Here is a 10961-nt window from a genome sequence, read left to right as displayed (position 1 = left end):
GGGAGCCGATACATGAGCATCGTTGGGGTGGGGATCGATCTGGTGTCGATTCCCGACTTCGCCGACCAGGTCGACCAGCCCGGAACCGTGTTCGCCGAGACGTTCACGCCCGGTGAGCGCCGGGACGCCTCGGACAAGAGTTCGTCGGCGGCCCGGCACCTGGCGGCCCGGTGGGCGGCCAAGGAGGCGGTGATCAAGGCGTGGTCGGGATCGCGATTCGCCCAACGCCCGGTGCTGCCGGAGGGGATCCATCGCGACATCGAGGTCGTCACCGATATGTGGGGTCGGCCGAAGGTGCGGCTCACCGGTGCGATCGCCCAGCATCTGGCCGATGTGACGATCCACGTGTCGCTGACCCACGAGGCCGACACCGCCGCCGCCGTCGCGATACTGGAGACCACTTAGTGCCGAGCAGACACAAAAGTGCCCAAAACAGCGCGTTTGAGGGCACATTTGCGTGTGCTCGGCCTACTGATCTGACGCAGCGCGTGCGTGAGGTGCTGCCGTCGGTGCGGGCCGACCTGGAGAGCCTGGTGCGCATCGAATCGGTGTGGGCCGACCCGGATCGTCGCGCCGAGGTGCACCGCAGCGCGCAGGCGGTCGCGGACCTACTGACGCAGGCGGGTTTTCCGGAGGTGCGGATCGTCGCCGAAGGGGGTGCGCCCGCGGTGATCGCCCGCTACCCGGCGCCGCCCGGGGCTCCGACCGTCTTGCTGTACGCCCACCACGACGTGCAGCCCGAGGGCGACCGCGACCAGTGGGCGTCACCGCCGTTCGAACCGACCGAACGAGACGGCCGGCTCTACGGCCGCGGCAGCGCCGACGACAAGGCCGGTATCGCCACGCATTTGGCGGCGTTCCGGGCACACGGCGGGCAGCCGCCGTGCGGGGTGACGGTGTTCGTCGAGGGCGAGGAGGAGTCCGGCTCCCCGTCGCTGGGTGCGCTGCTGGCCGCGCATCGTGACGCGCTGGCCGCCGATGTGATCGTTATCGCCGACTCCGACAACTGGAGCGTCGACGTGCCGGCGCTGACGGTGTCGCTGCGCGGCCTGGTCGACTGCGTCGTCGAAGTCGCCACGCTGGATCACGGGCTGCACTCCGGGCTGTGGGGTGGGGTGGTGCCCGACGCGCTCAGTGCGCTGGTCCGGCTGCTGGCGAGCCTGCACGACGACGACGGCAACGTCGCGGTGCCCGGGCTGCACGTAGGTGAAGCGGCTGTTGTCGACTACCCGCCCGAGCGGGTGCGCGCCGATTCCGGCCTGCTCGACGGCGTGGCTGAGATCGGCTCGGGTTCGGTGCCGCAGCGGATGTGGGCCAAGCCGGCGATCACCGTGATCGGCATCGACACCACCTCGGTCGCGGCGTCGTCGAACACACTGATCCCGCGGGCCCGGGCCAAGATCAGCATGCGGGTCGCTCCCGGCGGGGACGCCGCAGCGCATCTGGAGGCGTTGACCCGGCACCTCGAGCACCACGCGCCGTGGGGCGCGCGGGTGACCGTCAGCCCGGGCGACATCGGGCAGCCGTATCGCATCGATGCCGGCGGCCCGGTGTACGACGCCGCGCGTGCCGCGTTCCGGGCGGCCTGGGGTGTGGAGCCGGTGGAGATGGGGATGGGCGGGTCGATCCCGTTCATCGCCGAGTTCGCGGACGCCTACCCGGCAGCGACGATCCTGGTCACCGGGGTCGAAGACCCCGCCACCCAGGCGCACAGCGTCAACGAGAGCCTGGACCTGGGTGTGCTGGAGCGGGCTGCCACCGCCGAGGCGCTGCTGCTGGGCAGCCTGGGCGCGCCTTAGGCGGAGAGGTCCCGGCGCAGCTTGGCGACATGCCCGGTGGCGCGGACGTTGTACTGCGCGACCGCGATCTTGCCCAACGCGTCGACGACGAACGTCGAGCGGATCACGCCCTGCACGGTCTTGCCGTACATCTTCTTCTCGCCGTAGGCGCCCCACGCACTCAAAACCACCCGTTCGGGATCCGAGAGCAGCGGAAACGTCAGCTTCTCGGTGTCGCGGAACTTGGCCAGCTTGGCCGGCTTGTCGGGGGAGATGCCGAGAACGTCCAGGCCGGCCTCGTTGAGCTCGGCCAGGCTGTCGCGGAAATCGCAGGCTTGTTTGGTGCAACCCGGCGTCGACGCCGCCGGGTAGAAGTACACGACGACCCGTCGTCCGCGGTAGTCGGACAGCGACACCGTGTTGCCGTCGGCGTCGGGGAGGCTGAACGCGGGGGCTTTGTCGCCAGGTTGCAGGCGTACGGCGTCGGTCACGGAAGGGCCCTTTCTGCTCACCGGGGCACCAGGTCGGGCCCCGGCTGCTCTAGGGTAGTGCGGCAGGGCAGCAACTCGACGACCGAGCCCAGGCGGCTGGTGCCCGAGGACAGGGAGGACGACAGTGGCGGACCGGGATCCCGACTCCATCAAGAAGGACATCGACGCGGCCCGCGACCGGTTGGCGTCCACCGTCGATTCGCTGGCGGAACGCGCCAACCCCCGCCGCCTCGCCGACGATGCGAAAGCTCGGGTGCTCGCGTTCGTCAAGACACCGGCAGTGGCGATGTCGCTGGCCGGGATCGGGGCACTCGGCGTGGTGCTGGTGATCCGCAAGATCCGCAACCGGTAGCGGCGCGCGTCACCCCAGCGTGTCGGGGCACAGCTCCTGTTGCGCGGCATCGACCAGCTCGCGCCACGGCATGTACATGCCCCACCCGACGTGGCTCATTTGGTCGACGACCTGCTGCGGCGAATCGCCGTCGCGCATCCGGCGGCACAGCGAATATCCGTTGGACAGCGTGGTTTGCGGGGACTGGTGCACCCAAAGCAGGCCGTCGGCCCTCGCGATGTAGGACTGGTCGTCGGCGTGCGCCGGGCCTGCGCCGAACACCCCGGCAGTGACAGCGGCGAAAACCGCCAACGCGGCAGCTGCGATCCTCATGGTTCGGATGGTAGAACGGCAGGTCAGCCGATGGTCACGGTTCGGCGCGGAAACTTCGCCGTGCCCGCATCGGCTTCAAAGCATCTTCATCGTCGACAATCGTGGCACGCAGCGTTGTCGCGGGCCACAATGTTGCGATGAGCGCGCAGCCTGACCGGCGTCTGAGGCCGGAGCCGATCGGGTACACGCTCAAGCGGCTGCTGTTGGGCAAGCCGCTGATCACCAACGAGCTCAGCACCGAACGTCTGTCGAATCCTGTTGCACTCGGTGTGCTTTCACCGGATGCCATCTCGTCGAACGCCTACGGTGTCGAAGAGATTCTGATCGAACTGCTGCCGTACGCCGGGCTGGCGGCGTTCACCCTGCTGTTGCCGATCACCGGGGTGGTCTTGCTGATCCTGGTTCTGGTCACCGCGTCGTATCGCCAGGTGGTGATGGCCTACACCCGTGCCGGCGGCTCCTACATCGTCGCGCGGGAGAACTTCGGGCCGCGGGTGGCGCAGGTGGCCGCCGCGGCGCTGCTGATCGACTACATCGTCACCGTCGCGGTCCAGGCCGCCGCCGGCACCGTCGCGGTGGTGTCGGCGATCCGTCCGTTGGGCCCGTTCAGCCTGGAGATCACCGTCGGGGTGGTGCTGGTGATGTGCTACGCCAACCTGCGTGGATTGCGCGAGGCGGGTCGGCGGTTCGCGATTCCCACCTACTTCTTCGCCGGCATGCTCGGCTTGATGATCGTGACCGGCGTTGTCCGGCACATCTTCTGGGGCCTGCCGCGGTACGACGCGGCGCACATCGCCGGTGCGATCCCGGTCCACCAGGGCAATGGGTTGGTGATGGGGGCGACGATCCTGGTGGTGTTGCGTGCCTTCGCCAACGGCGGGTCGTCGCTGACCGGTGTGGAGGCGATCTCCAACACCGTCAGCGTCTTTCGGAAGCCGCAGGGCCGCAACGCGCGCACTGTCCTCACGGTGATGGCGTGCGTCCTCGGCTTCCTGCTGGCCGGGGTCACCTACCTGGCCTACGTCACGCACACCCCGCCGTATCAGGCCGGCTATCCCTCGGTGCTGTCCGAGGTGGCGCGGGCGGTGTTCGGCAACGGCTGGCTGGGGCAGATCCTCTACGTTCTGGTCCAGGTGGCGACCGCCGCGATCCTGTTCACCGGCGCCAACACCAGTTTCAACGGGTTCCCGATGCTGGCCAGCTTCGTGGCCGAGGACCAATTCCTGCCCCGGCAGTTGGCCAAACGCGGTCAGCGGCTGGTGTTCTCCAACGGCATCATCGTGCTGACCGTAGCCGCCGTCGCCCTGCTGGTGATCACCGGCGGTTCGGTCAACGCACTGGTGCCGTTCTATGCGATCGGCGTATTCACCGGGTTCGCGATGGCCGGCTACGGGATGACCAAACACCATGTCGCGCATCGGGAACCGGGCTGGCGGCACCGCCTGGTGATCAACTTCTCCGCGGCTGTGCTGTCCACGGTGGTGGTCGGCATCTTCGCGGTCGCGAAATTCACCGAGGGCGCCTGGCTGGTGGTGGTGGTCTTCCCGCTGCTGGTGATCGTGTTGATGCGGTTGAACCGGGAGTACCGCGCCGAGGCCGCCATCCTGGAACGGTTCCGGGCCGACCGGCCCGAGATGGTCCGCTACGCGCGGCACCGGGTACTGGTCTTCGTCAACTCGCTCGATCTCGCGGTCATCGAGGCGCTGCGGTACGGCATCGGGTTGCGCGCCGACGATCTGACCGCCGTGCACCTGATGATCGACGCGGCGCACGCGGCCCGATTGGAGAAACGCTGGGAGTACTACGGGCTGGATACTCCGCTGCGGGTGGTCGACTGCCCCGACCGGCGGGTCACCCGAGCGGCGCAGGAGCTGGTCGAGAAGACCCGAAACGAGCACCGCGACACCAACGTCACGGTGTTGTTGCCGCGACGGACCTACGCCCCGCTGTTGGGGCGCCTGCTGCATGATCGCACCGCCGACAAGATCGCCCGGGCGGTGAGCCTGATGCCCGACGCCGCCGCGACCATCGTGCCCTACGACGTAGGGTCCCGGATTCGCCAGGCGTTCCCGGACATGTTCGAGGAGCGCATCGCCCGCGAAATCGCGAAGGTCCAGGTGCGGGTCGCCCAGGGCGACCAGCGGGGCATCGACCACTACCAGCATCCCGAGCCGCCGCCGACGGTCATCGCGGTAGACGATCTGATCAGCGGGCGGGTGGCCACCGTCGAGGGGCGCGTCAGCGAAGTCGACGACACCGGCGGGCACGGCCGGCCCGTTCGTGTCGTCGTCATCGGCGACGACAGCGGCGAACTGCGGGTCGGTTTCAGCCCCGGGCGCGGCACCGACATCCAGGTGGGGGACGTGGTTCAGCTGACCGGCAAGGCCCGCCAGAACGGCGCCCGCCCGATCACCATGTCCGATCCCCGCTATCGCATTCTCGACAGACCCGAGGACAGCAGCCCGTCGCGGTGAGGCCGCTACTGCGCGATCGGGTCGAACCGAAACACCGCGATCCGGCCGGCCAGCGCCTCGAACTCCTCGGGTGTCCCGTCGCGCACCATCCCGGAGCGCTTCGCGAACGTCACCCCGACCGGCACTTTGGTCGGAAACTCCCGCAGTACCGGGCGCGCCTGCGCGGCAGTCAATTCGACGATCGCGACGTGACGTGACCGGCGTCCCCGGCTCAATGTGCCGACACCGGCCGCGCGTGCATTGAGCGCCCAGTCCGCGCCCGGATACCCGGCGACGGCGTACAGGCTGCCCTGGAAGTCGAACGGCGTCATCGGCGTGCTGCGTAGTTGACCCGACTTGCGGCCCGGCACCGTCAACACCATCGCCGGGCCGGTCGGGATGCCGAGCTTCTGCACGGCCATCATGAATTTGTTCATCCGTTTGAGGTAGCGCGGCGGGCGCGGGTCGGACATGACGTGACTCCTTCTCTAGCCGAACAGTTCTGGGTGCTGAGCAACCCAGTGGGCGAATGTTTCGGCGGGACGGCCCAGGATCTTCTCCACCTCATGAGTCACCAGGGCCGGCGTGCCCACCGTCTCGGCGAGCAATGCGGTGTAGGCATCGGCGAATTGCGCGGGCAGACCGATGCCGATGAACCGCTGTCGCACCGCGTCGGCGGGCACCTCCTGGTAGCGCAACGGTCGGTTGAGTGCCTCGGCGATGGTCGCCAGCAGTTCGGTGTTGGTCAACGCCTGCGGACCGGTCAACGGAATCTTCTGCCCGACCAGGTCGTCGGACAGCAGCGCCCGGGCGGCCACCGCCGCGATGTCGCTCTCGATGATCGGAGCCGTCGATGCCGCCGCATAGGGGCCGCTGACGGTGTCGCCGTTGCGTATCTGGCCCGCCCACATGCCGACGAAATTGCTGGCGAACACCGATGGCCGCAGGCTCACCCACGCCAGACCCGAGTCGACGGCGAGTTGTTCGACCTCCCTGTTGCGGTCGCCGCGGAACCGGGACGGCTGGCGGGAGAAGTCGTCGTCGGCGTTGAGGGCCGACAGGGCGACCAGCTTGCTGACCCCGACTGCGGCAGCCCGATCCACGGTTTCGGGTAGCTCGCCGATCAGCGCCCGCGAGTTGAGGAACACCGCCGAGGCACCGGGCAGTGCTTCAGCGGTTGAGGGCACCACCGTGACCTGAGCAGGAAAGTCGGCGGTTGCCGGGTCGCGGGTGACGGCGCGCACCTGGGCTCCGGCGGCGACGAGTGAGCTGACCAGTGGACGACCGACATTGCCGGTCGCGCCGGTGACGACGATGATCATCGGATGACTCCTTCCGAGGGTTCTGCGGGTTCTGTCATCAAGGACGGGGTGGAAGCGCTAAAAGTTACCGCCGCGGGCGGTAACTTTTGGCACGGCTGAATCGTCGTCACCACATGAGCGAATCGCCGTCAGCCCAGTTCAGCGACCAGGTCACCGCGGCCTGGCGCAGCCACCGCCCGTATCTGGTGAATCTTGCGTATCAGATGCTCGGAGATATCGGCGATGCCGAAGATGTTGCCCAGGAAACATTTCTGCGGTTGGCGCGCACCGATATCGATGCGATCGATGACGTGCGGGGCTGGCTGACAGTGGTGGCCGGGCGGCTGTGCCTGGATCAGGTGCGCTCGGCCCGGGTGCGGCGTGAACGACCGGTGGACACCAACGAGGACGTCGCCGCGGATGTGCTGTCGCGAAGCCCGGTAGACCCAGCCGACCGGGTCACCCTCGATGATCAGGTCTCCGGTGCGCTGCTGGAAGTGTTGAGCCGGCTCAGCCCCGGTGAGCGGGTGGCGTTTGTGCTGCACGACGTGTTCGACGTTCCCTTCGACGCGATTGCGCAGACGGTGGGCCGGCCGGTGGGCACCTGCCGGCAGTTGGCGCGGCGGGCGCGGGCCAAGGTCGCCGGCGGGCAGCCGCGACTCAGCGAGGTACCGGCGGCCGAACATCAGCTCGTCACCGAGACATTCATCACCGCCTGCGCCAACGGCGACCTGGAGTCGCTGGCCGCGGTGCTGGATCCGACGGTGTGGGGGGTGGGGACGGTGTTGGCCGATCCCGCACCGCCGCAGCAGATCAATCACGGCCCGCACGACGTGGCCGTCAATCTGCTGCGCTATCTGGGCCCCGGTGCCACGTTGGTCGCCGGGCCGGTGGGGCAGCCGGTGGTACTGGCCTACGCGGAACGTCGGCTGTTCGCCATCGTCGTACTGACGATCCGCGGCGGCCTCATTGCCAAGATCGAGGCCACCGCAGATCCGGCGGCCCGCTTCGGGGTGTGACCCTGGCCGCGGCCCGACGCTGCGTCGTTGCGATCAGCTCTGTTCCACCACCATCAGGGTGTGTCCGCTCGGATCGCGGAACCAGCACAGTGGCGGGACCGGGCCACCCATCCGAGACACCTCGGCGTCGACGTCCACGCCGCGCGCTTTCAGTTCGGCGTGCGTGGCGTCGATGTCGGCCGTGCTGATCGTGATGCCGGTGACGGCCGGCGTGACGTCGGTGCCGGGTGGTGGGGGAGCCAGCGCGATGCCGGTGGTTCCCTCGGGCAGATACATCTCGATCCAGCGGCTGCCGTCGCCGAAGGGGGTGTCGGTTCGCTTTTCGAAGCCCAGCGATTCGTAGAACGCGACCGCGCGGTCTTGGTCCAGCGTGGGGACGCAGACCAAGGTGATGCGGGACAGTCCGGTGGTGGTAGGCATGGCGATCCCTTTAACTCGGTTGGCGATCATTACACCCGGTTATGACTGTCTGTGGGGCCGAAAGTCATCGTCGCGAAGAATCCGGACCGAAACGGTGGTGGAAATGCCTTTGAACCCGTAGGCGGGCCAAACCGTGTTCTGGGCGTGGCGGAAGTACCGATTACGACGACCCGGTCGCCGCCGAGCCGCGCCCGAGCACGACGGGCGTTGAAGCGTTGAGTGCGCCGTCAGGGTTTCGAACCCCGGACCCGCTGATTAAGAGTCAGGGGTTCTGATACCGTCGACATGGTGTTTCCTCCTATATCCCCAGGTCATAACAACCACTCGTCATCACGTCCTATCACACGATATCACAAGATAGGGTGAAGTATAGGGTGAAGCCAGGTGACGCGATAGGGTGAAGGTGTGAGTAGGCGAAGCAAAGGCGACGGCAGCCTATACAAACGCGCGGACGGCATGTGGATCGGTCGTGTGGAATTGCCCCCAGGTCCCGAAGGACGAAGGCACAAGTACGTCAGTTCCAAGAATCGCAATGTGGCGATGGGAAAGCTCAAGGAGCTGCGGGCCGAGATCGACGCGGGACGTATCCCGGTAACCGATAAGACGACCGTCGGGGACTGGTTGGACAAGTGGCTGGCCGTCAAGCACCGAAAGGTTTCGCAGAACACCTACGACTATTACGAGCAGGCGGTGCGGCTGCACATCAAGCCGCATATCGGCCGCGTGAAGCTCAAGGCGCTCACCGCGATGATGGTCCGCGAGGACATGCTGGCGAAGGCGGATACGACCGCGAACGAGCAGCGCGCCCACAAGGTCCTCAAACTCGCATTGAAGGCCGCGGTGACAGACGGTGTCTTGGCCCGCAACGTCGTGGAAGCAGTCGAGCCTCCCGGCCATACGAAACGGGTGCGGAGCGTTTTGGATTTCGACGATGCAACATTGGCGATCCGCGCCGCGATCGCACTCGATGAGTCACGTGACGAATCGGATGCCGCGCCGTTGCTTGCGACCCGGTGGGCGGCAGGAATGCTGACGGGTGCCCGACCGGCGGAACTGCGCGGCCTGGAGTGGACACGGGTCGACTTCGACAATGCGGCAATGGATTTGTCGTGGCAGCTCAAGCAGCTGCGGCAGGTCCACGGATGCTCGGATGACCCGGAGAATCCGACCTGCGGACGTCAGCGTCCGAGCTACTGCCCGAACGCTCGCTGGTACTTCGCCCCCGGCAAGGAATACCGAGAGTGCTACAAGTCGATGGTGTGGACGCGCACCAAGACCGAAAGCAGTCGCCGCGCAGTGCCGATCGTTGAACCCTTGTTGGAGATGCTGCGCATTCACGCCGAGCAGACCGCATCGCAACCCAACCCGCACGCGCTGGTGTGGCATCATCGCGACGGGCGTCCGATCAGCGAGACCGATGAGAACCGGCTGTGGCACGACTTCCTGCGTCAGGCCCAGCTGCCGCGCATCGAGCAGTACGCGGCGACCCGGCACACCGCCAGCACCTTGTTGCAGAAGCTCGGCATTCCCGATGAGGTGCGGATGAAGATCACCGGCCATTCGAGCCGGGCCGCCCATGAAGCCTACATTCACATCGACCAGACGCAACCACGCGAAGCGCTGGAGAAGCTGGCTCGGCGGCTGCTCAGCTGATGCGTCGTTTGCATGGGCATGGTCCGCAGCAGGACAAGGCTCGTTGTTTGGCACGCCAGGACAATGCGGCACCGACCGCGAATGTGGCGACGATGGAGCCGCACAGCACCCACATGATGCCACCGTGACCTAATGCCGGCACGCCGAGGACGATGCTTACCTGTCGTGCGCAGACGATGATTGCTGCGATCGAGGCGGCGATGTAGGTGTCGGCGAGTTTCCGTGAGCGCAGCCTTCGCAGGATGCGCAGCGCGGCGATGTGCAGGCAGAGCAGGTAGGCGATTGTCCCGCATATGATCAGCCAGTAGGCAACCGACCAGGCGTCGTTGTCGAGGTCGGTGACGTCGGGTCGGTATGGTCCGCGGCTGATGCGGCTGACGATCAGCAGCATGGCGGCGGCGGGGATGCAGATCATGAGGCAGGGGTTGACGTGGTCGCGGACCCAGTCGGCGGCGGGTCCTTGTTGTTCGAACTTGCTGAGGGCTGAGTCGACGAATGCTGCGCAGCCGAGGATGACGAGGATGTCGCCGACGAATGTGTCGATGTGCCAGAGCCCGGTTGCAGTGTGTAGCGCGGTTCCGATGGTGGCGGAGGCTGCCGGTGATGCGAGGGCCACGCCGAGGGTTGATAAGAGAATGCCTAGGTTTCGGGATCGTTCGGTTTTGGTGCGCCAGGCGTATCTGCGGCTCCAGACGCCGCAGGTTGAGCAGCTTATGAAACCGGTGAAGATGAGGGCTGCAACTGCTGGCATGACACGCCACCTTAGAGAAACTTAGGTTATGGTGACGGTAGCGTAAACCCGTTAGACGATCATGGCAAGACGTCTTTCTAGAACGCTTCCCGAGGATTCATGTCACGCAGGCGTGGGCGTTTCGTCGCGGGGCTCGCCTTGGTGACTGCGCGTCCTTTTGGGCCGCCCTTCTTGGGCTCCTCACCGTCGTCACCCAGGTAGGCGATTCTTAGCAGTTCTAGTTCGTCGGCTCCGTAGACTCGCGCGGCGGCGATCACCTGGTCTGGTTTGGGCGGCGTGCCGTTCTTCCACGCGGTGATCGTTGATTTGCTGACGCCGACCGTTGCGGCCACGTCTTTCTGCTCAACGTCACCGTGGAGTTCCGCCAACGCCATGAGGCGTCGGTACCACGGTGTCGGTGTCGATGACATGCGGGTCAGTTTAGTGAACTG

General features: G+C 66.7%; 13 protein-coding genes. 6 read left to right on the top strand and 7 right to left on the bottom strand.

From position 1 onward, the window contains the following. Nucleotides 1-12 precede the first annotated feature (12 nt). Nucleotides 13-405, top strand: coding sequence for a holo-ACP synthase AcpS (gene acpS / locus AC5Y36_RS05530; protein WP_500039861.1), 393 nt, complete (start codon nt 13-15; stop codon nt 403-405). After that, entirely contained in the window at nt 405-1799 is a 1395-nt protein-coding gene (locus AC5Y36_RS05525) for a dipeptidase (protein ID WP_500039860.1), read from the top strand. Before acpS ends, AC5Y36_RS05525 begins: the two co-directional genes overlap by 1 nt. Here the strand turns inward: AC5Y36_RS05525 and bcp are convergent. Beyond that, nucleotides 1796-2269: a thioredoxin-dependent thiol peroxidase gene (bcp, locus tag AC5Y36_RS05520; RefSeq protein WP_500039859.1), complete on the bottom strand. Its 474-nt coding sequence runs from the start codon at nt 2267-2269 to the stop codon at nt 1796-1798. The genes AC5Y36_RS05525 and bcp overlap by 4 nt on opposite strands. A 124-nt stretch (nt 2270-2393) precedes the next feature. Here bcp and AC5Y36_RS05515 point away from each other — a divergent pair, with 124 nt between their 5' ends. Next, nucleotides 2394-2621, top strand: coding sequence for a DUF3618 domain-containing protein (locus AC5Y36_RS05515; protein WP_500039858.1), 228 nt, complete (start codon nt 2394-2396; stop codon nt 2619-2621). A gap of 9 nt (nt 2622-2630) precedes the next feature. On the opposite strand, the gene AC5Y36_RS05510 is transcribed toward AC5Y36_RS05515, so the two are convergent. Beyond that, nucleotides 2631-2933 carry a DUF732 domain-containing protein gene (locus AC5Y36_RS05510; protein WP_500039857.1) on the bottom strand — a complete coding sequence of 101 codons (303 nt, stop codon included), beginning with the start codon at nt 2931-2933 and terminating at the stop codon, nt 2631-2633. A gap of 137 nt (nt 2934-3070) precedes the next feature. Here AC5Y36_RS05510 and AC5Y36_RS05505 point away from each other — a divergent pair, with 137 nt between their 5' ends. After that, complete coding sequence (locus AC5Y36_RS05505; protein ID WP_500039856.1) at nt 3071-5407, top strand: APC family permease; 2337 nt, start codon at nt 3071-3073, stop codon at nt 5405-5407. A gap of 5 nt (nt 5408-5412) precedes the next feature. On the opposite strand, the gene AC5Y36_RS05500 is transcribed toward AC5Y36_RS05505, so the two are convergent. Both AC5Y36_RS05500 and AC5Y36_RS05495 read right to left on the bottom strand, forming a co-directional pair. Then, nucleotides 5413-5859 carry a nitroreductase/quinone reductase family protein gene (locus AC5Y36_RS05500; protein ID WP_500039855.1) on the bottom strand — a complete coding sequence of 149 codons (447 nt, stop codon included), beginning with the start codon at nt 5857-5859 and terminating at the stop codon, nt 5413-5415. Between the two features lie 15 nt (nt 5860-5874). Then, complete coding sequence (locus AC5Y36_RS05495) at nt 5875-6708, bottom strand: NmrA family NAD(P)-binding protein (RefSeq protein ID WP_500039854.1); 834 nt, start codon at nt 6706-6708, stop codon at nt 5875-5877. Between the two features lie 113 nt (nt 6709-6821). Between AC5Y36_RS05495 and sigI the strand changes: the two genes are divergently transcribed. Then, on the top strand, nt 6822-7706 hold the full coding sequence (gene sigI / locus AC5Y36_RS05490) for an RNA polymerase sigma factor SigI (protein ID WP_500039853.1): 885 nt from the start codon (nt 6822-6824) through the stop codon (nt 7704-7706). A 33-nt stretch (nt 7707-7739) separates the two neighbouring features. Here sigI and AC5Y36_RS05485 read toward each other — a convergent pair whose 3' ends face one another. Continuing rightward, on the bottom strand, nt 7740-8126 hold the full coding sequence (locus AC5Y36_RS05485) for a VOC family protein (protein WP_500039852.1): 387 nt from the start codon (nt 8124-8126) through the stop codon (nt 7740-7742). A 540-nt stretch (nt 8127-8666) separates the two neighbouring features. Between AC5Y36_RS05485 and AC5Y36_RS05480 the strand changes: the two genes are divergently transcribed. Further along, nucleotides 8667-9779, top strand: a complete 1113-nt coding sequence (locus tag AC5Y36_RS05480; protein WP_500039951.1) for a tyrosine-type recombinase/integrase — start codon at nt 8667-8669, stop codon at nt 9777-9779. On the opposite strand, the gene AC5Y36_RS05475 is transcribed toward AC5Y36_RS05480, so the two are convergent. Both AC5Y36_RS05475 and AC5Y36_RS05470 read right to left on the bottom strand, forming a co-directional pair. Beyond that, nucleotides 9772-10395 carry a hypothetical protein gene (locus AC5Y36_RS05475; RefSeq protein WP_500039851.1) on the bottom strand — a complete coding sequence of 208 codons (624 nt, stop codon included), beginning with the start codon at nt 10393-10395 and terminating at the stop codon, nt 9772-9774. The two genes, AC5Y36_RS05480 and AC5Y36_RS05475, sit on opposite strands and share 8 nt — an antisense overlap. 212 nt (nt 10396-10607) lie before the next feature. Continuing rightward, a complete protein-coding gene (locus tag AC5Y36_RS05470) occupies nt 10608-10940 on the bottom strand; it encodes a helix-turn-helix domain-containing protein (protein WP_500039850.1) in 333 nt (110 codons plus the stop codon). Nucleotides 10941-10961: the final 21 nt, after the last annotated feature.

Source organism: Mycobacterium sp. NGS50 (assembly GCF_059812545.1).
Note: the sequence above shows the minus strand (reverse complement) of the source record. Positions and strands in the feature narration are given on the sequence as shown.

Excerpts from the sequence above, each read along its gene's own strand:
- acpS (WP_500039861.1), top strand. The coding sequence starts at position 13 with ATGAGCATCGTTGGGGTGGGGATCGATCTGGTGTCGATTCCCGACTTC.
- AC5Y36_RS05510 (WP_500039857.1), bottom strand. The coding sequence starts at position 2,933 with ATGAGGATCGCAGCTGCCGCGTTGGCGGTTTTCGCCGCTGTCACTGCC.
- AC5Y36_RS05505 (WP_500039856.1), top strand. The coding sequence starts at position 3,071 with ATGAGCGCGCAGCCTGACCGGCGTCTGAGGCCGGAGCCGATCGGGTAC.
- AC5Y36_RS05500 (WP_500039855.1), bottom strand. The coding sequence starts at position 5,859 with ATGTCCGACCCGCGCCCGCCGCGCTACCTCAAACGGATGAACAAATTC.
- AC5Y36_RS05495 (WP_500039854.1), bottom strand. The coding sequence starts at position 6,708 with ATGATCATCGTCGTCACCGGCGCGACCGGCAATGTCGGTCGTCCACTG.
- sigI (WP_500039853.1), top strand. The coding sequence starts at position 6,822 with ATGAGCGAATCGCCGTCAGCCCAGTTCAGCGACCAGGTCACCGCGGCC.
- AC5Y36_RS05485 (WP_500039852.1), bottom strand. The coding sequence starts at position 8,126 with ATGCCTACCACCACCGGACTGTCCCGCATCACCTTGGTCTGCGTCCCC.
- AC5Y36_RS05480 (WP_500039951.1), top strand. The coding sequence starts at position 8,667 with ATGGGAAAGCTCAAGGAGCTGCGGGCCGAGATCGACGCGGGACGTATC.
- AC5Y36_RS05470 (WP_500039850.1), bottom strand. The coding sequence starts at position 10,940 with ATGTCATCGACACCGACACCGTGGTACCGACGCCTCATGGCGTTGGCG.